This is a genomic window from uncultured Winogradskyella sp., from assembly GCF_947495255.1.
In the GTDB taxonomy this organism is placed as follows: domain Bacteria; phylum Bacteroidota; class Bacteroidia; order Flavobacteriales; family Flavobacteriaceae; genus Winogradskyella.
Genome location: NZ_CANLYI010000001.1, coordinates 190,751 through 216,828, shown reverse-complemented (window position 1 = coordinate 216,828; position 26,078 = coordinate 190,751). Strand labels below are relative to the sequence as shown.

The window sequence follows — 26,078 nt, the reverse complement described above, 5'->3', positions numbered from 1 at the left end:
ATAAACCTCGTTTTGAGGCGTACTTATTAGAAAAATGTTATAAAGAAAATGCTAATTACAGATGGGTAATTAGGCTTGAGTTATCTATCCGGATTTGCAAAAAATGACTTGCGCATTCAAGTAGAATTTAGCACCTTCTTAGTGAATCTAAGGGTTGCTAAGGCTTCATAGGGTCTATCCCTCCGCCTTTCTTGATAACATTTCAGTAAGTGTTTGAACTTTGTGAGTACAAATATTGCAACACAAAAGTTAGAATTCCAAATTATTTCGCGTTTTTATTTCTTTTTTGTGATTTTCTAAAGATTAATGCGCATATTTTGTTAAATATTTAGTGTTTATGATTTCACTTACGGGTTTATTTTCAATTTTGCTTTCTAACCATGAAATAATATCTAAATAAAGAAACGCTCTACGTTCATAAGGGTGGTCTTCAAAAGCAACTAGAGTTTTGTGTAATTTCTTAAAAGCATTTTTAAGGTCTTGAGGATAAATGTCTTGTAGTCCTCTAATAAATTTTATCATTTCTTTTTGCACTTCGTGTAACTCGTTCATTTTTATTAAGAACTTGTAAGTGCTTCTTAAGAGTGTTTCTAAATGGTAATCTAGGCCTGCTTCATAATGAGCAACAAGATTTAATACTCTAGAAAAACATAATAAATCTTCGCGCATGGACAGCGTTTTATTAGATATGATTTTATCTAAATGCTTAATACAAGCTTTATTGTTGCCTGCTCCAAACTCTAAACTTGCAAATTTGTAATAGAAAACTAATCTATGATGAGGGTCTATCTTGTCTTCAAACTTAATAAGCTCTTTTTCAATAACGGGAATTAATTCTAGACCTTCCTCAAAACTACCATCAATAAAGTGTTGATTGATATTATGAAAATTGGAATACAAAAAGATTAACGTTGCAACATTTTCGTCTTTAGCAAATTTTGGACTATTAACTGTGGCCTTAAAGTGTTCTAATTTTTTAACGAATTTTGGCTTATTTCGAACGAAAAATATAGACTCAAGTAAATAATTATTTCCTTTTAAAAAAAATACAGGATTAAGATTAATCATGCTTGGATTCTGATAAAACAAATCGACCCATTTTGAAGCGTACTTGTAACAATTCAAAAAATCTTGCATTAAAAAACTGTACCATAAATGCGCTTTATATAGCCAAAGTTTTTCTCTAAATCCTAGTTTTTTGTTTTTAGTAACAGGAAGTCTTTTGTTAAAATAATTAATTAAAATTGTTGCTTCTTTTTCATTTCTAACATAGCCTGTCTTAAGAATGATGCTATAAAGTTGAAGTGAAAGATTAGATAATTTACTGGCAATAACATTGAGTGCACTGAGTTCTTTGGCTTGTATAGCTAATTCATCTGCACGCGTGCTTATGCTTCGCGTTATGTATTGGGATTCAATTACTTTTTCGAGTTCTACAATTTCAAAAGCTGAATTTTTTTCTTCGTTTGCAATAGCTAATTCTTTGGCTTTGTCTAAAATTTTTAAACTCTGTTTGTATAAACCTTTGTGATATAAAATTGAGGCAAAATCTAACTGTTCTCTAATTTGTAAACGTACATTTTGATGTGATGGGTTGAGTTTTAGACTTATTAAAATTTGTTTGTATAAATGTGCTTTTACATTCGCTAATTGCGATTTTTTTACAATACCACTTTTTAAAATTGCCCCTTCATTGTAGGCTTTTGATTTATCTAAAAGATTGAAAAGTTTTAAGAATTTAGAATCAGAATTTACACCAAGTCTACCCACATAAAGCTTAAACTGTCGTTTTTCAGACTTTGTTAAGGATTTTACAAGTGAGAATAAATTATCTTTTTGGTCTTTAGTTATCAATAGAATATAGTCTTATATGTCTGTAATTCAGTATTTTAATATGCTTATTTGATTTTGAACATCGTAAAATCTACTTATGGACATACAATTTAGTGAAATTCAAAACATAAATTCGTAAGACAATACTATAAATATATTTTGATATATGTCAAATAACAATATACAAATCTTTGATACAACGCTTCGCGATGGCGAACAAGTTCCTGGTTGCAAACTTAATACTGAACAGAAATTAATTATTGCAGCTCAGTTAGATGAACTTGGTGTAGATGTGATTGAAGCAGGTTTTCCCGTCTCTAGCCCAGGAGACTTTAAATCGGTTGAAGAAATTTCTAAAATCGTAAAAAATGCAACCGTTTGTGGGTTAACACGATCGGTTAAAAATGATATTAAGGTGGCAGCTGAAGCGTTAAAATATGCAGCAAAACCTAGAATACATACAGGAATCGGAACTTCGAATTCTCATATAATTCATAAATTTAAAACTACACAAGAAGATATTTTAGAACGTGCCTTTGCAGCCGTTAAGTATGCAAAATCGTTTGTAGAAGATGTTGAGTTTTATGCAGAAGATGCAGGTAGAACAGATAACGAATATTTAGCTAGAGTTTGTGAAGCTGCAATAAAAGCTGGTGCGACCGTCTTAAATATTCCAGACACTACAGGTTATTGTTTGCCAAGTGAATATGGCGCAAAAATTAAGTATCTAAAAGAGAATGTAAAAGGTATTGAGAACGCAATTCTATCTTGTCATTGTCATAACGATTTAGGTTTAGCAACAGCTAATTCTATAGAAGGAGTTATTAATGGTGCGAGACAAATAGAATGTACAATTAATGGTATCGGTGAACGTGCTGGTAATACGGCTCTAGAAGAGGTGGTTATGGTGTTGAAGCAACATCCTTATCTCAATTTAGATACAAATGTTAATACATCAATGCTTTACGGAATGAGCCAATTAGTTAGTGATAGTATGGGTATCTATACACAACCTAATAAAGCAATTGTTGGGTCTAATGCATTTGCGCATAGCTCAGGTATTCATCAAGATGGAATGATTAAAAATCGTGGGACGTACGAAATTATCAATCCAAAAGATGTTGGTGTCACTGAGTCGGCAATTGTTTTAACCGCAAGGAGTGGAAGAGCGGCTTTAGCTTATAGAGCTAAAAACGTAGGTTACGAATTAACTAAATTACAGTTGGACGAAGTGTATGCAGATTTTTTAAGTTTTGCAGATAGAAAGAAAGAAATTAATGATAGTGATATTCATCAAATCATTGAAGAAAGTAAAGTGTACCAACAAATAATTTCAGCGTAGATGTCAAAGAAAACACTTTTCGATAAAGTCTGGGATGCACATGTTGTGAGTACGATAGAAAATGGTCCGCAAATACTATATATAGATAAGCATTTAATACACGAAGTAACGAGTCCACAAGCTTTCAATGAATTGGAAGATCGTGGAATTTCTGTATTTAGACCAGATCAAATTGTAGCAACAGCAGATCATAATACACCAACATTAAATCAAGATCAACCAATTAGAGATACACTTTCTAGGCAACAATTAGAACAACTTTCTATTAATTGTAAAAAGAACAATATTACATTATACGAGTTAGGACATAAGTATAATGGAATTGTCCATGTAATGGCTCCTGAGTTAGGAGTGACACAACCAGGCATGACCATGGTCTGTGGAGATAGTCACACGTCAACACATGGTGCCTTCGGTACTATTGCTTTTGGCATTGGGACAAGCCAAGTCGCACAAGTCTTTGCGAGTCAATGCTTGTTGCTTACCAAGCCAAAGAGCTTAAGAGTTTCGGTCAATGGCAAATTGAAGAATGGCGTCTTACCAAAAGATGTCATTCTTTATATTATTTCAAAATTAGGAACAAATTCGGGTACAGGTTATTTCTGTGAATATGCCGGAAATGTTTTTGAGGAAATGAGTATGGAAGGTCGTATGACGGTTTGTAATATGAGTATTGAAATGGGAGCACGTGGTGGAATGATTGCACCAGATGAAACTACTTTTGAGTACGTGAAAGGTCGAAAATTTGCTCCAGAAGGCGAACACTTTGAAAAGAAAGTAGCCTATTGGAAAACTTTACCGACAGATGAAGGTGCTAGTTTTGATATGGAATATAGCTTTGATGCCGAAGATATAGAACCTATGATTACTTATGGAACCAATCCAGGAATGGGAATTAAAATTTCTGAAACTATTCCTGTTGATGAAAATCCATCTTTTAAAAAGTCATTGGCTTACATGAATTTTGAAGCTGGTGAAAGCCTAATCAATAAACCTATTAATTTTGTGTTTATAGGGAGTTGTACAAACTCTAGAATTGAAGATTTTAGAGTCGCAGCAAAATATATTAAAGGAAAGAAAAAAGCGAATAATGTTACAGCTTGGTTAGTACCAGGAAGTAAGCAAGTAGAAGCTCAAATTATAGAAGAAGGCTTAAAAACTGTATTTGAAGATGCAGGATTTGAATTGCGTCAACCAGGTTGTTCAGCATGTTTGGCTATGAATGACGATAAAATTCCACAAGGAGAATATTGTGTATCTACTTCTAATAGAAATTTTGAAGGACGACAAGGGCAAGGTTCAAGAACTATTTTAGCGAGTCCTTTAGTTGCTGCAGCAACTGCAGTAGAAGGTAAAATTATTGATATTTCAAAACAATTAAATTAATGGAAAAATTTACAACATTACAATCTAGAACCATTCCATTAAGTGTTGAGAATGTAGATACAGACCAGATAATTCCCGCACGTTTTTTAAAAGCTACCGATAGAAAAGGATTTGGCGATAATGTATTTAGAGATTGGAGATATCATAAAGACGGAACAGTTAATACGGATTTTGTGTTAAACGATTCTAAATATTCGGGAAGCATTTTAGTTGCAGGAGATAATTTTGGTTGTGGATCTAGTAGGGAACATGCAGCTTGGGCAATTACAGATTTTGGATTTAAAGTCGTGGTCTCTAGTTTTTTTGCAGATATTTTTAAAGGAAATGCTCTAAATAATGGTTTGTTACCAGTTCAAGTTTCTAAAGAGTTTTTAAGTGACTTATTGCAGCAAATTGAGTCCAATCCACAGACGGAATTAACGGTTAATCTTATAGATCAAACTATTTCGGTTAATGATTCAGATTTATCTGAAGATTTTGAAATAGATGCTTACAAAAAAACGTGCTTAATTAATGGTTATGATGATATTGATTATTTATTAAGTAAAAAAGCAGAAATTGAAGCTTTTGAACAACAAAGTGTGTAGATTAGCATCTTATAATAGACAATAAAAAAAGATTAAGATTTCCGATATTTCGGATATAAAAAAAGGTTTTAATGAAATTAAATATAGCAGTTTTACCAGGAGACGGTATTGGTCCAGAGGTAACAAAACAAGCCATTAAGGCATTGACAGCGATTGCTTCAGAGTACAATCATAATTTTAAATTTACAGTTGCAGATGTCGGTGCAATTGCCATTGATAAGCATGGTGATGCCTTGCCAGACGAAACTTTAGAATTGTGTAAAAAGAGTGATGCTATATTATTTGGTGCAATTGGTGATCCAAAATATGATAATGATCCTTCAGCAAAAGTAAGACCAGAACAAGGTTTGCTTAAACTTAGAAAGGAGATGGGATTGTATGCTAATATAAGACCAGTAAAAGCTTATAAGACTTTGTTAGATAAGTCGCCTTTAAAAAAACATATTATTGAGGGTACAGATATTAGTATCTACAGAGAATTAACGGGTGGAATTTACTTTGGAGAAAAAGAATTATCCGAAGATGGTAACTACGCTTCGGATTTGTGTGCTTATACACGAGAAGAAATTGAACGTATTGCACGTTTAGCATTTGTTGCTGCTCAAAATAGAGATCATAGGCTAACTTTAGTAGATAAAGCTAATGTTTTAGAATCTTCTAGGTTATGGAGAAAGGTTGTGAAAGAACTTGCAGAAGAATATCCAGATGTAAAACTAGACTTTTTGTTTGTAGACAATGCAGCAATGCAAATGATATTAAACCCAAAACAGTTTGACGTTATACTAACAGAGAATATGTTTGGAGATATTATAAGTGATGAAGCCAGTGTTATTGGTGGGTCAATTGGTTTATTAGCATCAGCATCTGTTGGTGATAAATATGCAATGTTCGAACCTATACATGGTTCCTATCCACAAGCTACAAATAAGGGAATTGCAAATCCAATAGCCTCTATATTGTCTGCTGCTATGTTGTTGAGTCATTTTGGTTTACATAATGAAGCTGAATTAATTAGGTTAGCCGTTGAAAAATCATTAAAATTGAACATTACAACACCAGATATCAATTCGGTAATTGATACAGTAACGACGACTAATGTTGGAGATTTTGTTGAAGATTTTATCTTTAATCCAAAAGATACAAATCTTAATTTTAAGAATATCCACCTTGGGCAATCCACAATAATATAATTACACATGTCAACACAGCCAAAGTTAACGCGCTTTAACCAAAACGTTTTGTCTAAATATCAGATATATAATAGTATATTTATGACATTGCCTTTTGATACTATTACAAAAACAGGAGCTCTTCTACCGTTATTTCATGAGACTTGTCATAAAGGATTTGCACATCAAGAAGATCCAACGACTATTGTAGATACATTTTTTAAAAAATATCAAGGACGTCGCTCCTCAGAGAGTCAAATAAATTTACTTTTTAGATTTATTCAATATATAGAAAGACAAGTTGTATTGTTTGATGCTATTGAGGATGCTGCATTTCCTGTGGTAAATAATATGGATGGTATTGGTACTTTAAGGAGTTTAAAAGAAACGGTTACTGCAGATAATAAAATAGAGCTACTTCGTGAATATTTAGAAGAGTTTAAAGTGAGAATTGTATTAACAGCACACCCAACTCAGTTTTATCCAGGTTCAGTTTTAGGAATTATTACAGATTTAACAGAGGCGATCCGAGAAAATGATTTATTAAGAATTAACGACTTGCTAGCGCAATTAGGGAAAACACCATTTTTTAAAGACAAAAAGCCATCTCCTTTTGATGAGGCTGTGAGTTTAATATGGTATTTAGAAAATGTGTTTTATAAATCTTTCGGAAGTATTTTCGATTATATCCAACAGAATATCTTTGACGGAAAAGAAGTTGATAACGATATTATTAATATTGGTTTTTGGCCAGGAGGAGATAGGGACGGAAATCCTTTTGTTACGCCAGAAATTACGCTTAAAGTTGCTGATAGGTTACGATTATCAATTATAAAGAATTACTACAGAAACATAAGACAGTTAAAGCGTAAATTAACGTTTGAAGGAGTTGAAGGCCGTATGGCAAATTTAGAAAATGAGCTTTATAATATTATAACTAATGAAGCGTCTAGTTTAACGTTACCTTTTTTAGTTTCAGAATTAAAAGCAGTAAAGCAGATTATTAAAGATAATCACCAGTCGTTATATATAGATGAGGTTAATAGTCTATTAAATAAAGTTCACCTTTTTGGATTTCATTTTGCTAATTTAGATATAAGACAAGATAGTCGAAAACATGAGAAGTTTTTCAATGACATGGTAAATGCGTTGATAGAAAGTGGAAGTGCTATTTTTCCTAAAGATTATCATGATTTATCGCAAACTGAACAGATTAAGATTTTGTCTACAGTAGAGGGTTCAGTTGATTTGTCATTAATTAATGATGAGGAGACTTTGAAGGCTTTAAAAACCATGAAGGTCATAAAGACAATTCAACAGAATAATGGAGAGCAAGCTGCAAACCGTTATATTATAAGTAATAACCAAACTACTTTGCATGTTATGCAGTTGTTCGCAATGTTAAAGTTAGTTGCGTTTCAAGATGAGTTAACTGTTGATATAGGTCCATTATTTGAGACAATAACAGATTTAGAGAATGCACCAAAAGTAATGGAGGAGTTATATACTAATCCAGAATATGCTGCACACTTAAAGTCAAGAGGAAATAATCAAACGATTATGCTTGGCTTTAGTGATGGCACAAAAGATGGTGGTTATTTAATGGCAAACTGGGCAATTTTTAAGGCCAAAGAGAATTTAACAAGAGTGTCTAGAGAACATGGTATTAAAGTAATATTCTTTGATGGTCGTGGTGGACCACCAGCAAGAGGTGGTGGAAAAACGCATAATTTTTATGCGTCATTAGGGCCAACTATAGAGGATAAAGAAGTGCAGTTAACAATTCAAGGACAAACAATTAGTTCTAATTTTGGGACCTTAGAATCTTCTCAATATAATTTAGAGCAGTTAATTAGTTCAGGGATAGGGAATAGGTTGACAGATGCAGATTTAAGTATGCAGCCAGAAAATAGGGAAGTAATGACTGATTTGGCTAATCGTAGCTATGAAGCTTATTCTAATTTTAAAGCGCATCCTAAGTTTATTTCGTATTTAGAACACATGAGTACTTTAAAATATTATGCAAAAACTAATATTGGAAGTAGGCCATCTAAGCGAGGTAAGTCTGAAGGTTTGGTATTTGAAGACTTAAGAGCAATACCTTTTGTAGGTTCTTGGAGTCAATTAAAACAGAATGTACCAGGATTTTTTGGAGTAGGTACAGCTTTAAAACATTATGAAGATGCTAATGAGTTTGAAAAAGTTCAGCATTTATTTAAAACATCAAGTTTTTTCAAAACGTTAATTGAAAATAGTATGATGTCGTTATCTAAGTCATTTTTCGATTTAACACGTTATATGTCTGAAGATAATGAATACGGTGAATTTTGGAATCTAATTTATCAGGAGTATGAGACTTCAAAAAGACTGATTTTAAAACTCACAGGATTTACAGAATTAATGCAAGAGGAACCGTCTGGTAAGGCATCAATTGCAGTAAGAGAATCTATTGTGTTACCATTGTTAACAATACAGCAATATGCATTGAAGAAAATTCAAGAGTTAGAAAAAGCTGAGGTTAGAGATGAGGAGCAAATAAAAATATTTGAAAAAATGGTGATGCGTTCATTGTTTGGAAATATAAATGCGAGTCGTAATTCGGCTTAAATAAAAAGAAGTATTGAAGATTAAAAGCCTGTAGAATAATATATTCTAACAGGCTTTTATTTATTAAAAAACCCTCTAAGTATTTTACTTAGAGGGTTTTTAGTATGTTAAACTTTTAAATGTAATTAATGCTCATTCAATCTAAAATCTGGATATGCATCCATACCATGTTCATGTGCATCTAAACCTTCTAGTTCTTCGCGTTCAGAGACTCTAATGCCAACAGTTTTCTTTAGTGTGAATATGATAAGGAAAGAAGATATTATGCATAGTATAGCGTAAGAAGCTACACCTAGAAGTTGGCTGAGAAATTGCGAGGCTCCAGCAAGGTTTCCAAAGATTCCAACAGCTAATGTTCCCCAAATACCACAAGCAAGGTGAACAGCAATAGCTCCGACTGGATCATCTAGTTTAATTTTGTCAACTAATGCTACAGCAAATACGATAATTGCTCCGGCAATGGCTCCAATTAAAATCGCATCTGTAGGGCTCATCTGGTCTGCACCAGCAGTTATACCAACTAGTCCTCCTAAGATACCGTTAAGGAACATTGTTAAATCTAAATTTTTATATTTTAAAGTAGAAACAAGTGCGGCAACAACACCACCAGCTGCAGCAGCTAAGCATGTTGTTACTAATGTTAATGATGTCAATGCTGGGTCAGCAGATAATACTGAGCCACCATTAAAACCAAACCAACCCAACCATAAAATAATAACACCAGCAGTTGCTAGTGGTATGTTATGTCCAGGAATAGCTTGAGGTAAACCGTTTTTAAATTTACCAATTCTAGAACCTAAAAGGTAAACTGCTACTAATGCAGCCCAACCTCCAACAGAATGTACTAATGTTGATCCTGCAAAATCATAAAAAGGTGTTTCTAAAGTTTGTAAAAATCCGCCACCCCATTTCCAAGAACCTGCAATTGGGTAAATTAAACCGACATATATGATTGTAAATATCATAAAAGGTCCAATTTTCATGCGTTCTGCCACGGCTCCAGATACAATTGTAGCTGCTGTTGCTGCAAACATGCCTTGAAATAAGAAATCCGTCCAATAAGTGAAACCTGCATTGTATGTTAAATCGAGTATTGCTTTTCCTGTTTCAGGATCTATAATTGTTGGTGAATCTAAGCCGAAACCTGCAAATCCAATAAATCCATTAAAATCTCCAGGATACATTAAGTTGAAACCTACTAGGCAGTAGAGAAGAAGGCCTACTGTAATTATAAATATGTTTTTAAATAAAATGTTAAGTGTATTTTTTTGACGAGTTAGTCCGATTTCTAAAAATGCAAATCCTAAATGCATAAAGAAAACAAGGGCTGTACAGATCATCATCCATACATTGTTTATTGTTAGTAATTCCATGTGTTTTATTTTAAAGTTTGTGCTCCTTTTTCTCCGGTCCTTATTCTGTATACGTCATCTATGTGAGAAACAAAGATTTTACCATCACCTACATCTCCTGTGGATGCGGATTCTAATATGGCTTTAATCGTTACTTCTTCAAAATCGTCATTAACAACGATAGATAAATAGCGTCTTTGTATGTCACTTGTGCTATAGGAAACACCTCGGTAAACATGACCTTCTTTGTCGTTTCCGAGTCCAGTAACGTCCCAGTAAGAGAAGAAATTTACACCAACTTCATGCAGTGCGTTTTTTACGGTAGAAAATTTTGATTTTCTAATAATAGCTTCAACTTTTTTCATGAAAAAAAATTTAAATTTATTTAGTTAAGAGGTAAATCTATATAAAGTTTAATGATGCCCTACTGAAAAATGGGGTTTCTGGTAAATTTTTACGAATTTTTTAGTTTGTGCCCTTTAAAATTTAGTATTAGTTAATGTTTAATCATTTTTTGACTTTTGATTGTTTGTGTAGAGTCGTTTAAAAAGTAAAAACCTTCAAAGTCTTAACTTTGAAGGTTTTTTTGTCTAATCATTTAAACTATAAAATTTAAATAAAACTATGTAGTGAATAAGTTGGGTTTTATTCTCTTGCTCTTTTTCCAGGGTAAGCAATTTCGCCATGTTCAGAAAGGTCAAGGCCAACTGTTTCTTCTTCTTTTGTAACTCGAAGTCCCATTGTTGATTTTAAGATTTTAAGAATAATGAAAGATAAAACAACAGACCATACAGCATAAGCTAATACGCCAATTGCTTGTGTTCCTAATTGTCCAAATCCTCCACCATTAAATAAACCGATTCCTTCATCTCCATTAATTCCCCATAGTCCAATTACTAAAGTTCCCCATGCTCCTGCAACACCGTGTACGGATGCAGCACCGATGGCGTCGTCAATTTTTAATTTCTTTTCAATAAATTCAATTGAGAATACCACGATAATACCTCCAATAAGTCCTGCGAATATAGCTCCAACAGGAGACATGTTTCCACAGCCTGCTGTTATACTAACTAGACCAGCAAGTGCTCCATTCAAAGTTTGTGGTAGATTTGGTTTTCCGTACCATATCCAGGTTGTAATTAAAGCTCCTAAACCACCAGCTGCTGCTGCTAGATTGGTAACTAATACAACGTTTGAAGCTCCAATAGCGTCAGCGCCACCCCAAGCTAATTGAGATCCACCGTTAAATCCAAACCATCCTAACCATAGGATGAATACACCTAAAGTTGCTAGTATTTGGTTGTGTCCTGGGATTGGCATAACTTTTCCGTCAACATATTTTCCAATTCTTGGTCCTACCATAAAAGCAGCAACTAATGCAGCCCATCCACCTACAGAGTGAACAATTGATGATCCAGCGAAATCAATAAAGCCTAAGTTGGTTAGCCAACCAGACCCTTGCCATTGCCATCCACCAGCTATTGGGTAGATAAGCGCAGTCATTACTATTGAAAAGATAGCATATGTCGAATATTTTGTACGTCCTGCAATTGCTCCAGAAACGATTGTTGCTGCGGTAGCTGCGAACATTGTTTGAAACAATAAATCTGCACCTTCACCTTGCATTAACCCACCCCAGAAAAATGTACCACTTTCGTTTGCTGTTCCATACATTAAAGAATAACCTACAAACCAGTAAGTTAATGATCCGACACAGATGTCAAGTAAGTTCTTCATTGCAATGTTAGCTGCGTTTTTAGAACGTGTCATCCCTGTTTCAACAAGGGTAAAACCAGCTTGCATAAAGAATACTAGGATAGCTGAAAGTAGCATCCAGAGCATTCCCATATCGCCATTTATGGCAGCAACGGCAGCTTCAACTTCGGTAGGTTCAGGGGCAGCATCTTGCACTGCAATAAGACTTGGGAAGAATGTTAAAATATTATTTATCATAATAATTGGTGTTAGTTAGTGTTGGTTTTAGAACGTGTAAATTGCAGCTAAAGTAAATGCGCTTAAGCTACTAGCTGCTAAGCCATCATTGTCGATAACAGTATTACCACCAAATATGCCTCCATCAGCATCAGTTAAAGAATCTAATCTAAATTCTGGCTTAATGATTAAGTTGCTATCTACAGTATAGCTACCAGTTAATGTTATTCCTATTACGCTTTCGTCATTATTAGCATCACCATGATAGGCAAAATATTCACCTCTTAATCCAATACTGAAATCATCAGATGTTGCTAATTGAGGGTATAGTGCAGCGCCATAAAATCCGCTACCGTCGTTGTCATTGTATGCGGCGTTGATTCCTAAAAAGAAAGTGTCTGATAAATCGAAACCACCTGTGTAGTCTACTTCAAAACCTAATCCGCCATTGTTTCCGCTATCATAGTATAAGTTTAAGAATTGACCAGAATATCCTAATTGAGCACCAAATGAATATTCACCTGTAAAAGAAGTGTCGTTAGTATCCCAAGGATTCATAACAGCTAACATTAAGCTAAAATCATCAGATAAAGCGAAATCAGCTTTTAAACCAACATGAGAAAATGGTCCACTTGAAAATAAATAAGATGTACTGTAGTTAAAGTTTGCTGCAGGAGCTATAACTTCATATCCTAAAAACGTGTTGAAACGTCCCATTGTTAAAGTTGTGCTTTCTGAAATATTATAGTAAACGTATGCTTGGTTTACGATACCGTCAACAATATCGTTACTAAATGTAGCGCCAGCTCCTCTTGGTCCTGTAACTAAATCAAGTACTGCGCCTACTTTGCCACTTTCATAGCTGGCAATAATGTTACCCATGCCTAATGCGAAACCAGTTTGGCCGGCAAAAGCTGTTCCGAATGTTGCTCCAGCATCATCAGGTGCACTTAAGTAGGTTTGGTAATAAGCATCTACACTTCCGGATAATGTGAATTTTTTTTCCTTTGCGACTTCTGTTGAGTCTTGTGCAGTTAATACTACTGACATTAGAAGTAATGTTAGAGTGAAAATTTTCTTCATAATAATATATTTAAAATAGTTAGTTCACTTCAAATCTATGTATTATTAGTTTATACCCTTTAAAAAAAAGGGGTAAAATGGGTATTTTTATGAATTTGTAATTTTATACCCTATAAATTTTGGGGTAAAAATTTTTTATACTGTTTTTTTTGAAATATCAATAATTGCGAATTTCATAAATCGAAAAAAAAATGCAAATAATTTGAGTAATATTTAGTTTTTGGTTTTATTCGAAATCGTTTTCGCAATAAATAAACATTTTTGTTAAACATTTTTCATTAGCTTATTAGTAGTAAAATGCATTATTATTGAAAGATTTTCATTCAAAATGCTCTTTATTATTGATATGAGAAAACTGATTCAAGTATTTTTTTAATCAATTTATTGAATCTATCTTACAGCTGAAATAGGGTGTAAAAACCTTTAAAATTTTTCTGAATTATGTTTAAGAAGCAAGGACTTTATTTACCAGAATTTGAACACGAAAATTGTGGTGCTGGATTCATCTGTAATCTAAAGGGAGAGAAGACAAATCAAATTATACATGACGCCTTAGAAATACTGGTAAAACTAGAGCATCGAGGAGGTGTAAGTGCTGATGGAAAAACAGGTGATGGAGCAGGCCTTTTAATAGATATTCCACATGCTTATTTTAAGCGTGTTTGTGGGTTTAAAGTGCCAGTAAAAGGTAAGTATGCCGTAGGTATGGTTTTCTTGCCAAAAAACAGAAATCAATATAAGTTTTGCAAGGATACTTTTGAGAAAGAAATTATAGCTCAAGGACTCTCTGTAATTGGATGGAGAGAAGTGCCTGTAGATTCTACACAATTAGGTGAAATCGCCTTAGCTTCAGAACCTAATATAGAACAACTTTTTGTTGGGAAATCTAATGAAGTTTCTGAGGCAGATTTTAAAGCAAAACTCTATGCAGCACGTAAGATAACAGAGCATACCGTTAGAAAATCTAAGATGTCGCAAAGCTCTTATTTTTATGTGTCTAGTTTATCAATGAATACACTTATATATAAAGGTATTATTATGCCAGAAGATATAGGTCCTTATTACAAAGATTTACAAGAAGACGATTTAGTAACACGATTGGCTTTAGTGCATCAACGTTTTTCCACGAATACCATGCCTACTTGGGAGTTAGCGCAACCATTTAGATTTATGTGTCAGAATGGAGAAATAAATACCCTTCGAGGAAATATTAGTAGAATGCGTGTACGTGAGGAAATCATGAAAAGTGACGTTTTCGGTCCGCAAATAGAAAAATTATTTCCAATTATTTTACCAGGAAAATCAGATTCAGCTTCTATGGATATGGTGGTAGAATTGTTGACACACACAGGTCGTTCATTGCCAGAAGTCATGATGATGATGATTCCCGAAGCTTGGGAAAAACACAAAACCATGTCGCCAGAGCGTAAAGCATTTTACGATTACAATGCTTGTATTATGGAACCTTGGGATGGACCAGCTTCTGTACCATTTACAGATGGAAATTATATAGGTGCATTATTAGATAGAAACGGTTTAAGGCCGTCGCGATATACAGTGACTAAAAGTGGTAAATTGATTATGTCTTCAGAAATTGGTGTTGTAGATATTGCACCAGAAGATGTTGAAAGTCACGGTCGTTTAGAGCCTGGTAAAATGTTTTTAGTAGACATGAACCAAGGTCGAATTATTAATGACGAAGAAATAAAAAGTAAAATTGTTAGAGAAAGACCATATCAAGAATGGTTAGATAAGACGAGGTTACACCTAAAAGATATTCCTTACACAGGTGAAACGTGTCCGATTGAAACTCTAGATATAAAAACAAGACAACGTTTATTTAATTATACGTTTGAGGATATTCAAGAAGTCATTACACCAATGGCACAGAAAGCTAAAGAAGCTTTAGGGTCTATGGGAATTGATACGCCTTTAGCAGTTTTATCTAATAAACCGCAATTAATTTCAAACTACTTTAAGCAATTATTTGCTCAGGTTACAAATCCGCCTTTAGACGGAATTAGAGAAGAGATTGTTACAGATATTAGTTTGTCTTTAGGAAAGGATAGAAACATTTTTAGTATTACCGAAAGGCAATGTAGAAAATTGAAAATTCAGAATCCAGTAATTTCAAATGACGATTTAGCTAAAATTAGAAATATTCAAGTTGAAGGCTTTAAAGCCGAAACAATTGAGATGTTATATCAAAAAGATAAAGGTCTTAATGGTTTAGAGGATGCTTTAGACAGCATAATAGTTCAAATTGAAAAAGCTTTAGTTAGAAAAACAAATATTATAATCTTATCAGATAGAGGTGTTAGTAAAGAAATGGCGCCAATCCCACCATTATTAGCTTGTTCTTATGTAAGCCATCAGATGAATCGTTTACGTAAGCGTTCATATTTCGATATTATTATTGAATCTGCAGAGCCACGTGAGCCACATCATTTTGCAACATTATTTGGTTATGGAGCAAGTGCTGTAAACCCTTATATGGTAAATGAAATCATTAGAGCGCAAGTTAAAGAAGGCTTCATTACTGATATGGATGAGCAAAAGGCGGTTGATAATTTCAATAAAGCTATCGGAAAAGGAATACTGAAAGTAATGAATAAAATAGGAATCTCAACCTTACGTTCTTACAGAGGTTCTCAGATTTTTGAAATCGTAGGGTTTAATTCTCAATTTGTTGAAAAATACTTTCCTTATACAGCTTCAAGAATCGAAGGCATAGGATTATATGAAATTGAAAAAGAAATAGAAAAGCGCTATAAATTTGCCTATCCAAATACCGAAGTTGATAAGCGTTTAGGATTAAATATAGGTGGAGATTATAGATGGAGACGTAATGGAGAAAAGCATTTGTTTAATCCAAGAACAGTTGCAAAATTACAACAAGCTGTGAGATTGAGTGACCAAGCGAGTTACGATGTGTATGCAAAAGCCATTAATGAACAGTCAGAAAATTTAATGACCATTCGTGGGTTGTTTGAATTTAATAATATTGACCCAATTCCTATTGAAGAAGTCGAACCTTGGACAGATATCGTAAAACGATTTAAAACAGGTGCGATGTCATACGGTTCAATTTCGCGTGAAGCGCATGAAAATTTAGCCATTGCTATGAATAGGATTGGAGGAAAATCTAATTCAGGTGAAGGAGGAGAAGACCGAAGACGTTTTCAACCCGATGTCAATGGCGATAGCAGAAATTCTGCCATAAAGCAAGTGGCTTCTGGTCGTTTTGGAGTAACATCTCACTATTTAACGAATGCGAAAGAGATTCAAATAAAAATGGCTCAAGGTGCAAAACCTGGAGAGGGTGGTCAGTTACCTGGTGAAAAAGTATTGCCATGGATTGCTGCAGCTCGAAATTCTACACCATTTGTAGGTTTAATTTCACCACCACCACATCACGATATTTATTCAATTGAAGATTTAGCACAATTAATTTATGATTTAAAAAATGCAAATCGAGAAGCTAGAATTAATGTAAAATTAGTGTCAGAAGTTGGAGTAGGTACCATTGCTGCAGGTGTAGCGAAAGCAAAAGCAGATGTGGTGCTTATTTCAGGGTACGATGGAGGAACAGGAGCATCACCGCTAACATCTTTAAAACATGCAGGCTTGCCTTGGGAATTAGGTTTAGCAGAAGCACAACAAACCTTAGTACTTAATAATTTAAGAAGTCGAATCGTAGTTGAATGTGATGGTCAATTAAAAACAGGTCGTGATGTCGCTATTGCAGCATTATTAGGTGCAGAAGAATTCGGATTTGCAACAGCACCTTTAGTCGCTTCTGGTTGTATTATGATGCGTAAATGTCATTTAAATACCTGTCCTGTTGGTATCGCAACTCAAGATAAAGAGTTGCGTAAAAACTTTAAAGGGACACCAGAGCATGTTATTAATTTCTTCTATTATATCGCAGAGGAATTAAGAAGTATCATGGCAGAGTTAGGTTTTCGGTCTATGGCAGAAATGATTGGTCAAACACATAAAATTAATGCAAATAAAGCCATCAAGCATTATAAAGCTAAGGGCTTAGATTTATCTTCTATTTTATACCGACCAGAAGCTTATAGTAAGATGACGGTTAAGAATACTGAGAAGCAAGAACATAATTTAGATAATGTTTTAGATTTCAAAATTCTAAAAGATTCGCATCGCGCCTTATATCGAAAAGAGCAGATGTCGTTAGCTTATCCAATAAAGAATACGAATAGAACGGTTGGTGCGATTGTAAGTAATGAAATTTCAAAAATCTATGGACATTTAGGATTACCTGAAGATACCTTAAATATAAATTTTGAAGGTTCTGCAGGACAAAGTTTTGGAGCGTTTGGAGCACATGGATTGACTTTTAAACTTGAAGGAAATACAAATGACTATTTAGGGAAAGGATTATCTGGAGCTAAGTTAATTGTTAAGAAGCCAACGAAAGCAGATTTCAAAGCAGAAGACAATATCATTATTGGTAATGTTTGCTTATTTGGTGCGGTCGAAGGACAAGCGTATATCAATGGAATAGCAGGAGAACGTTTCGCAGTTAGAAACTCGGGTGCAACAGCAGTTGTAGAAGGTGTAGGTGACCATTGTTGTGAATATATGACAGGTGGAAAAGTGGTTGTTCTTGGTAAAACAGGACGAAATTTTGCTGCAGGTATGAGTGGAGGAATAGCATATGTATATGACCCAGAGAACAAATTTGTTAATGGATTATGTAATACCGAAACCATAGAATTTGAAAGGATTTTGAAGAAAGATGGTAACGATTTAAAAGCGGTAATTGAGAAGCATGTAAAATATACAGATAGTCAATTAGGTAAATCTCTATTGGAAGATTGGGAAACAAGCTTGAAGAATTTTGTACGTGTAATGCCAACGGAATACAAACGTGCTTTAAAACGTTTAGAGACAGAAGAACAAATGGTTGAAGAATTAGAAACAGTATAGGACAATGGGAAAAGTAACAGGTTTTAAAGAATTCGAAAGAAAAGATGAGTCATACAAGCCAGTAAAGGATCGTGTAAAGCATTATAATGAATTTACTGTGCCTTTAAAGGATAAAGACATGACCGAACAAGGGTCGCGTTGTATGGATTGTGGAATTCCATTTTGTCATAGTGGTTGTCCGCTTGGGAATCTAATTCCAGATTTTAATCATATGGTACACCAAGGCGAATGGCAAAAAGCCTCTTGGATATTACACTCAACAAATAACTTCCCAGAGTTTACAGGTCGTTTGTGTCCTGCACCTTGCGAGCAAGCATGTGTTTTGGGTATTATTGAAGATCCAGTTTCTATAGAAAATATCGAAAAAAATATTGTTGAACGTGCCTTTAAAGAAGGTTGGATTAAACCGCAGCCACCTAAAACGAGAACAGGAAAAACAATTGCAATTGTTGGTTCTGGTCCGGCAGGTTTAGCTGCTGCGCAACAATTAAACAGAGCTGGTCATACAGTGACGGTTTTTGAACGTGATGATGCTATTGGTGGATTATTACGCTACGGAATTCCAAATTTTAAAATGGAAAAAGGCATTATAGATCGTCGTTTAGCCATTTTGGAAGCTGAAGGTATTGTGTTTAAAACCAATGTTAATGTTGGTGTAAATTATGATGTTGAAGATTTAAAAAAGTTTGATGCTGTCGTACTTTGTGGTGGTGCAACTGAAAGAAGAAGTTTACCAACACCAGGTATCGATGCTGATGGCGTAGTACAAGCGATGGACTTCCTAACGCAACAAACTAAAGTTGTTTTCGGTCAGAAAGTAAAAGATCAAGTTTTAGCAACTGGCAAGAATGTTATAGTAATTGGAGGTGGAGATACAGGATCAGATTGTATAGGTACATCGAATCGTCAAGGTGCAAAATCGGTAGTTAATTTTGAAATTATGCCAAAACCACCAGGACATCGTTCACCAGCAACACCATGGCCATATTGGCCGTTGCAATTAAAAACATCATCGTCTCATAAAGAAGGTGTGGAGCGTAATTGGTTAATCAACACTAAAGAATTTGTTACTAATGCAAAAGGTAAATTAACAGCCTTAAAAACGGTGAATGTAGAGTGGGAAATGGTGCCAGGAGAACGTCCTAAACTGATTGAAGTTGCAGGTACAGAAAAAACATGGAAATGTGATTTAGCATTATTGGCGCTTGGTTTCACAGGTCCAGAATCTACTATCGCAGATAAACTAGGTTTAGAAAGAGATGTGCGTTCTAATTACAAAGCAAGCTACGGAAAGTACCAAACCAATATTCCAAATGTGTTTACAGCTGGTGATATGCGTAGAGGACAATCATTGATTGTTTGGGCAATTTCGGAAGGTAGAGAAGCTGCTCGTCAAGTTGATATCTATTTAATGGGTAAATCAGATTTAGCCACTAAAAACGAAGAAGGTGATTTAGTAGGACTATAATTAAAAACTAAATAAATAAACTTCTACTACTATAAAATCTTAAGGGTAAGTCTATTATTAGGGTAGAATGTAAAAGCATCTGGAAACAGATGCTTTTTTTTATTACATGAAGTTAATATTGGTATGAGATTCTAATTAGGAAACTTAGCTCTAATGTCATTCAAACACAGATTATGAATACTACCTATATGCGAATGTTCTTTTCCTAAATCTGGTTTATAAGTTCCTGCTTGTACTTCACTTCCAATTTTTTGATAAGCCTCTCTAAAGCTCATGCCTTCTACGACTAAATTATTAATACTATCTACGGTGAATAAGTATTGATATTTTTCATCAGTGAGGTCAATATCCTTTACGATGATTTGCTGAATGGAATAATTAAAGATGTCCAAAATATCTTTGACATCTTCAAACGCATTGATGATGTTTTCTTTCAACAATTGAAAATCTCTGTGGTAACCACTTGGTAAATTATTGGTGATTAATAACATTTCAGAATGTAAGGCTTGAATTTTATTACTCTTACCTCGAATCAATTCGAATACATCAGGATTTTTTTTGTGTGGCATGATGCTGCTTCCTGTGGTTAATTCATCTGGAAATGTGATAAACCCAAAATTCTGACTCATATACAAGCAAATATCCATGGCAAAACGTGCCATTGTATTACATAAGCCTCCTAAAGCACTGGCGATAGCACGTTCACTTTTTCCTCTACTTAATTGTGCAGCAACCACATTATATTTTAGTGTAGAAAAGCCTAATTCTTTAGTGGTTATATCTCTATCAATAGGAAAAGAACTGCCGTAACCAGCAGCAGAACCTAATGGATTTTGGTCTGCAATTTTTGAAACTGCATTCAGTACATACACATCATCAATCAACAATTCAGCATAAGCAGAAAACCATAAACCAAAAGAGGAAGGCATGGCTACTTGTAAATGGGTATAGCCTGGTAATAGTTGTGTTTTATGTGTTTCCGCTAAATTTAAAAGCGTATCGAAAAACGTTTTTGTTTTACTGTTTATGATTTCAAGATTCTCTTTGTAGTAGAGTTGAAGGGCTACTAAAACTTGGTCGTTTCTAGAACGTGCGGTGTGGATTTTCTTCCCAACATCGCCTAGTGTTTTGGTGAGTTCATGTTCAATTTTAGAATGGACGTCTTCAAACGATTCTTCAATGATAAACGTGCCATCTTCAATAGATTTTGCTAAAATTTTTAATCCTGATTTCAATTGTTCTAACTCTTCTGAAGATATAATTCCGATGGATTCTAACATCACAGCATGCGCTCGTGAAGCTTCTACATCATATTTTGCAATATGCATATCGATTTCTCTATCGTTGCCGACGGTAAATAATTCTATTTTTTTATCTATTGAATAGCCTTTGTCCCACAATTTCATAATTCTATCTTTTTAATTGTTGTCTCCTCGAGCGCAGTCGAGAGGTTTTTAATGTAAATAGGTCTCGACTGCGCTCGACCAGAGAGTCTTATAATACTTTCTCTAACAATTTAATATACAAATCAACACCTTCTTCAATTTCGGCTAGATAAATAAATTCATCAGCCGTGTGCGAACGTGTGCTATCTCCAGGTCCTAACTTTAACGACGGACAAGTTAAAACCGATTGGTCAGAAAGCGTTGGCGAACCATAAGTTTCTCTACCTAATTCAATGCCTGCTTTTACCAAATCGTGATTAATAGGAATAGAAGACGAATTTAATCGTAAGCTACGTGGTGTAATGCTTGAGCAAGGTGATTTCTGAGTTAAAATATCCGCAATTTCCTGATTTGAGTATTTGTCATTCACGCGTACATCGATGACCAAATCAACTTCTGCAGGAACCGCATTGTGTTGCTTACCAGCATTGATTTGGGTGACCGTCATTTTTACATCACCTAAAACTGGTGATTTACGTTCAAACTTATAATCTTTAAACCAATTTAAAACTGCAATAGTGTTGTAAATTGAATTGTCATTATTGGGGTGTGCTGCATGGCTAGCGGTTCCTTTTACTTTCGCATCAAAAACAACTAAACCTTTTTCGGCAACGGCAAGATTCATTAAAGTTGGTTCGCCAACAATAGCGACATCAACTTTAGGAATGATAGATAACATGCTATTCAAGCCCTTTGGGCCACTGTTTTCTTCTTCTGCAGAAGCCACAATGACTAAATTGTAGTTGAGGTCTTTCTTATTATAAAAATACGTGAAGGTGGCTATTAAAGAGACCAAGCATCCACCAGCATCATTACTTCCTAAACCATATAATTTACCATCTTCAACAATCGCCTTAAAAGGGTCTTTTGTGTAACCGTTGTTGGGTTTTACGGTATCGTGATGTGAGTTTAATAATAAGGTGGGTCTGCTCTCATCAAAATATTTGTTGGTTGTCCAAATGTTATGATTGTTTCTTTTAAATGGTATGTTATGCGATGTAAACCAATTTTCAATAAGTAAAGCTGTGTGGTCTTCCTCTGACGAGAATGACTGTGTTTCTATGAGTTGTTTTAACAAGTCAATGGCTTCTGTAGTAAGGCTTTCTATCATTTTGTGATGGTTGTATGTTTGTTGTTAGTATTGAAAAGCATGTCTGATTTTCCAATACAAACTTTTTGAACGTTTTGATTTATAGCATGAAAACAGTTGTCTAATTTCGGTAACATGCCTTCGAATATAATATGGTTATCTTTTAATGCTTTATAACTTTCTGTGTTGATGTTTTCAATGACAGAATCATCATCTTCTACACTTTCTAGAACACCATTTTTTTCAAAACAATAATATAATTCGCTGTTGAAAATAGACGACAACCCAATGGCTAATTCAGATGCAATAGTGTCTGCATTTGTATTTAGTAATTGTCCGTTTTTATTATGAGTTATAGCACAAAACACAGGTGTGATATTGTTATTTAGTAATGCTTCTAATACTTCTGTATTTACTTTTTTTACATCGCCAACAAAACCATAATCAATGGTTTTAACAGGTCTTTTTTCTGAAACAATAGTATTGCCATCTGCACCAGAAAGTCCAATAGCATTGCATTGATTAGCTTGTAATTGCGCTACTATATTTTTATTGATTTTTCCAGCGTAAACCATAGTGATAATATCTAAAGTTTCAGTATCAGTAATGCGTCTACCTTCAGTCATCTTTACAGGAATATTCATTTCAGTTGCTAACTTGGTGGCTAATTTTCCGCCTCCATGAACCAAAACTTTAGGACCAGAAATAGTTGAAAAATCTTTAATGAAGGTGGCTAGTGCGTCTTCATTATCGATGATGTTTCCTCCTATTTTTACGACTTTTATTGTTTTCATCTCGGGCTCGCGAAGGCGAGTATCTTTTAGTTGAAGACCTGTTAGGTTTTTTAAACCTGAGAGGTCTACTATATTTTTTGTATCCTCGAGCGCAGTCGAGAGGTCTTTAACGTTAATAGGTCTCGACTGCGCTCGACCTGACATAAATTATAAATCTTCCAAAATCTGTTTCAACACAATTTGTGCTGCATAAGTTCTGTTATTCGCTTGCTTAATCACCACGGATTGTTCACTGTCTAAAACGGCATCTTCAACCACAACATTTCGTCTAACAGGTAAACAATGCATGAATTTGGCGTGACCTAATTTGGCTTTTGTCATCATCCAATTTTTATCTTGATTATTAACTTTTCCATAGTCTTTATAGCTACTCCAGTTTTTTACATAGACAAAATCAGCATCTTTTAAGGCGTCTTCTTGGTTGTAATTTATTGATGTGTCTTTAGTGATTACTTCATTTAATTCGTAGCCTTCAGGATGCGTAATGGTTAAATCTACTTCTAAATCTTGCATCATTTCTACAAACGAATTTGCAACTGCTTGCGGTAAAGCTTTTGGATGTGGTGCCCAAGACAACACGACTTTTGGTTTTACTTTTTCTGCAAGTTCGGTAATGGTAATAGCATCAGCCAATGCTTGTAAAGGATGCGCAGTAGCACTTTCCATATTTACAATGGGTACTGTTGCATATTTTTTAAAGTTATTGAGAATGTATTCCGATTCGTCCTTAGCTTTATCTTGTAACGTTGGGAATGCTCTTACAGCAATGATATCTGCATATTGAGAAATAACACGCGCTGCTTCTTTAACGTGTTCAGATTTGTCACTGTTCATAATGGTGCCATCCTCAAATTCTAAATTCCAAGCGTCATTCACGTTTAAAATCATCACTTCCATACCTAGGTTTTTTGCTGCTTTTTCAGTGCTTAATCGTGTTCTTAAACTCGAATTAAAAAAGAGCATGACTAAGGTTTTGTGCTTTCCTAAGTCTTCAAATTCAAAAGAATTCATTTTTAATAAAATGGCATCCTTAATGATTTCAGAAAGGTTAGAAATATCTTTTATTTTGGTGTAGTTTTTCATTCTAAACTAGTTCTTTTTCTAAAGCATCAAAAAATACATCAATGTGTTTTTTCTGAATCGTTAAAGGCGGAAGTATTCTAATTAAATTAGGATTCTTTGCACTCCCTGTAAATATATGATGGTTAAAAATTAATTTTTTTCTTAGTTCTGAAATTGGAAAATCGAATTCTAATCCCAACATTAAACCACGTCCTTTAATCGATTTTAAATGTGGTAATGACTTCGCTTTCTCTTGAAAATATTTTGAAATATTTTTAGCATTTTCCATTAATTGTTCTTCTTCCAAAACTTCTAAAACCGAAAGTGTTGCTGCACAAGCCAAATGATTACCGCCAAATGTGGTACCTAATAACCCAAAAGATGCTTTAATTGAAGGATGGATTAAAATCCCTCCAATTGGAAAACCATTTCCCATGCCTTTGGCGATAGAAATAATATCTGGTGTAATATTGTGTTTTTGAAATGCGAAAAAGTCACCAGTTCTACCAAATCCAGATTGTACTTCGTCTGCAATAAATGCTGTGTTGTATAGTTTGCAAAGTTGTTCTAATCCTTGATAAAATTCCGTTGTACTTTGGTCCAAGCCACCAACACCTTGGATAAATTCTACGATGACTGCGCAAGTTTCGTTTTGTTTTAAAATAGCTTCAGTAGCATCTAAATCACCTAATTCTACAAAATCAACTTTTTGTTGCGCATTAATTGGTGCAACAATTTTAGGATTGTCAGTTGCGGCAACAGCAGCTGACGTTCTACCATGAAATGAATTTTTAAAGGCTAAAACTTTCTTTTTACCATTATGGAATGATGCTAATTTTAAAGCATTTTCATTAGCCTCAGCACCAGAATTACATAAAAATAATTGGTAGTCTTTACAGCCAGATACAGCTTCAAGCTTATCTGCTAATTCAACTTGTAATGGGTTTTGAATTGCGTTACTATAGAAGCCTAATTTTTCAACTTGATTAGAAATTGCTGAAACATATTTTGGATGGGAATGACCAATAGAAATTACTGCATGTCCACCATAAAGGTCTAAGTATTCTACATTTTTATCATCATAAACGTAAATATCTTTTGCGCTTACTGGTGTGATATCAAACAGTGGGTAAACATTAAATAAACTCATATTTGTTCTTCTTTAATGTTATTGATTTTATTAAAAGAAGCGACCATGCCTTGGATTAAAGATGAACTCAATCCTTTGTGTTCCATTTCATTTAAACCTTGAATTGTACAACCTTTAGGTGTGGTTACTCTATCAATTTCTTCTTCCGGATGATTGCCGTTTGTAATTAATAAATTGGCAGCTCCTTCACTGGTGTACATGGCTAATTCTTGTGCTTCTTTAGCGTCAAAACCTAATTGTATTGCAGCTTGTGTTGTTGCTCTAATTAGTCGCATCCAAAAGGCAATGCCACTCGCGCAAACCACCGTTGCTGCTTGCATTTGAGATTCTGGAATGGCTAAGGTATGACCTAATCTATCGAAAATAGCTTCGGCAATTTTAATACGTTTAGCACCTTTTTCATTACTACACATGCAAGTCATAGATTTACCAACCGCAATAGCTGTATTTGGCATAGCTCTGATGATAAATTGGTCAGTCCCAACGATACCTTCGATTTTAGGAATTAGAAAACCTGTAATCGTTGAGATTAAAACGTGTTTTTCTGTTAAATACGGTTTAACATCGTTTAATATGTTTTCGAAATGTCTAGGCTGAATAGCAAATATTAAAATATCAGATTGCTTTACTGCTTCAATGTTGTCGGTTGTTAATATGACGTTTTTATAGCCATCCAAATCTTGAATATCATCCAGATTTCTTTTGGTTAAATAAAGAGTCGTTATGGCGTTGTTAGTGATGAGCCCTTTTGCGATGGACTTTCCTAAGTTTCCTGTTCCTATGATTGCTATTTTCATGTGTTTAATGTTTTAAGACCTGTCT

General features: G+C 34.3%; 18 protein-coding genes and 1 riboswitch. Of the genes, 7 read left to right on the top strand and 11 right to left on the bottom strand.

What is annotated here, in order from left to right; all coding sequences use genetic code 11:
- Window positions 1-77: 77 nt before the first annotated feature.
- Window positions 78-201, bottom strand: a riboswitch (SAM riboswitch).
- Between the two features lie 102 nt (window positions 202-303).
- On the bottom strand, window positions 304-1,851 hold the full coding sequence (locus Q0807_RS00940) for a hypothetical protein (protein WP_299106095.1): 1,548 nt from the start codon (window positions 1,849-1,851) through the stop codon (window positions 304-306).
- A 148-nt stretch (window positions 1,852-1,999) separates the two neighbouring features.
- On the opposite strand from Q0807_RS00940, the gene Q0807_RS00935 reads away from it, so the two are divergent.
- From Q0807_RS00935 to Q0807_RS00915, 5 genes are all read left to right on the top strand, one after another.
- Window positions 2,000-3,175 carry a 2-isopropylmalate synthase gene (locus tag Q0807_RS00935; RefSeq protein WP_299105287.1) on the top strand — a complete coding sequence of 392 codons (1,176 nt, stop codon included), beginning with the start codon at window positions 2,000-2,002 and terminating at the stop codon, window positions 3,173-3,175.
- Window positions 3,176-4,561, top strand: coding sequence for a 3-isopropylmalate dehydratase large subunit (leuC, locus tag Q0807_RS00930; protein WP_299105285.1), 1,386 nt, complete (start codon window positions 3,176-3,178; stop codon window positions 4,559-4,561).
- On the top strand, window positions 4,561-5,148 hold the full coding sequence (gene leuD / locus Q0807_RS00925; RefSeq protein WP_299105283.1) for a 3-isopropylmalate dehydratase small subunit: 588 nt from the start codon (window positions 4,561-4,563) through the stop codon (window positions 5,146-5,148). Before leuC ends, leuD begins: the two co-directional genes overlap by 1 nt.
- A gap of 71 nt (window positions 5,149-5,219) precedes the next feature.
- Window positions 5,220-6,338 carry a 3-isopropylmalate dehydrogenase gene (gene leuB, locus Q0807_RS00920; protein ID WP_299105281.1) on the top strand — a complete coding sequence of 373 codons (1,119 nt, stop codon included), beginning with the start codon at window positions 5,220-5,222 and terminating at the stop codon, window positions 6,336-6,338.
- 6 nt (window positions 6,339-6,344) lie between these two features.
- Window positions 6,345-8,924 carry a phosphoenolpyruvate carboxylase gene (locus Q0807_RS00915; RefSeq protein ID WP_299105279.1) on the top strand — a complete coding sequence of 860 codons (2,580 nt, stop codon included), beginning with the start codon at window positions 6,345-6,347 and terminating at the stop codon, window positions 8,922-8,924.
- A 125-nt stretch (window positions 8,925-9,049) separates the two neighbouring features.
- Here the strand turns inward: Q0807_RS00915 and Q0807_RS00910 are convergent, their stop codons facing one another.
- From Q0807_RS00910 to Q0807_RS00895, 4 genes are all read right to left on the bottom strand, one after another.
- On the bottom strand, window positions 9,050-10,297 hold the full coding sequence (locus Q0807_RS00910; RefSeq protein WP_299105276.1) for an ammonium transporter: 1,248 nt from the start codon (window positions 10,295-10,297) through the stop codon (window positions 9,050-9,052).
- A gap of 5 nt (window positions 10,298-10,302) precedes the next feature.
- Entirely contained in the window at window positions 10,303-10,641 is a 339-nt protein-coding gene (locus Q0807_RS00905) for a P-II family nitrogen regulator (RefSeq protein ID WP_299105273.1), read from the bottom strand.
- Between the two features lie 280 nt (window positions 10,642-10,921).
- Complete coding sequence (locus Q0807_RS00900) at window positions 10,922-12,229, bottom strand: ammonium transporter (RefSeq protein WP_299105269.1); 1,308 nt, start codon at window positions 12,227-12,229, stop codon at window positions 10,922-10,924.
- A 27-nt stretch (window positions 12,230-12,256) separates the two neighbouring features.
- The gene (locus Q0807_RS00895) at window positions 12,257-13,291 is read right to left on the bottom strand and encodes an outer membrane beta-barrel protein (RefSeq protein WP_299105266.1); all 1,035 of its coding nucleotides are present in this window, start codon (window positions 13,289-13,291) and stop codon (window positions 12,257-12,259) included.
- Window positions 13,292-13,732: 441 nt separating this feature from the next.
- Here Q0807_RS00895 and gltB point away from each other — a divergent pair, with 441 nt between their 5' ends.
- Together gltB and Q0807_RS00885 are read left to right on the top strand one after the other, a co-directional pair.
- Window positions 13,733-18,247, top strand: coding sequence for a glutamate synthase large subunit (gene gltB / locus Q0807_RS00890; RefSeq protein ID WP_299105263.1), 4,515 nt, complete (start codon window positions 13,733-13,735; stop codon window positions 18,245-18,247).
- Window positions 18,248-18,251: 4 nt separating this feature from the next.
- Window positions 18,252-19,715, top strand: coding sequence for a glutamate synthase subunit beta (locus Q0807_RS00885; protein WP_299105260.1), 1,464 nt, complete (start codon window positions 18,252-18,254; stop codon window positions 19,713-19,715).
- Window positions 19,716-19,846: 131 nt separating this feature from the next.
- Here the strand turns inward: Q0807_RS00885 and argH are convergent, their stop codons facing one another.
- The 6 genes from argH to proC all read right to left on the bottom strand — a co-directional run bounded on the left by argH (window position 19,847) and on the right by proC (window position 26,053).
- Window positions 19,847-21,121: an argininosuccinate lyase gene (gene argH, locus Q0807_RS00880; protein WP_299105257.1), complete on the bottom strand. Its 1,275-nt coding sequence runs from the start codon at window positions 21,119-21,121 to the stop codon at window positions 19,847-19,849.
- An 88-nt stretch (window positions 21,122-21,209) separates the two neighbouring features.
- Entirely contained in the window at window positions 21,210-22,271 is a 1,062-nt protein-coding gene (locus Q0807_RS00875; RefSeq protein WP_299105254.1) for a M20 family metallo-hydrolase, read from the bottom strand.
- Window positions 22,268-23,044 carry an acetylglutamate kinase gene (argB, locus tag Q0807_RS00870; protein WP_299105251.1) on the bottom strand — a complete coding sequence of 259 codons (777 nt, stop codon included), beginning with the start codon at window positions 23,042-23,044 and terminating at the stop codon, window positions 22,268-22,270. Before argB ends, Q0807_RS00875 begins: the two co-directional genes overlap by 4 nt.
- Before the next feature lie 147 nt (window positions 23,045-23,191).
- Window positions 23,192-24,127: an acetylornithine carbamoyltransferase gene (locus Q0807_RS00865; protein WP_299105248.1), complete on the bottom strand. Its 936-nt coding sequence runs from the start codon at window positions 24,125-24,127 to the stop codon at window positions 23,192-23,194.
- A gap of 1 nt (window position 24,128) precedes the next feature.
- The gene (locus Q0807_RS00860) at window positions 24,129-25,256 is read right to left on the bottom strand and encodes an aminotransferase class III-fold pyridoxal phosphate-dependent enzyme (RefSeq protein WP_299105245.1); all 1,128 of its coding nucleotides are present in this window, start codon (window positions 25,254-25,256) and stop codon (window positions 24,129-24,131) included.
- A complete protein-coding gene (gene proC, locus Q0807_RS00855; protein ID WP_299105243.1) occupies window positions 25,253-26,053 on the bottom strand; it encodes a pyrroline-5-carboxylate reductase in 801 nt (266 codons plus the stop codon). Before proC ends, Q0807_RS00860 begins: the two co-directional genes overlap by 4 nt.
- Window positions 26,054-26,078 lie beyond the last annotated feature (25 nt).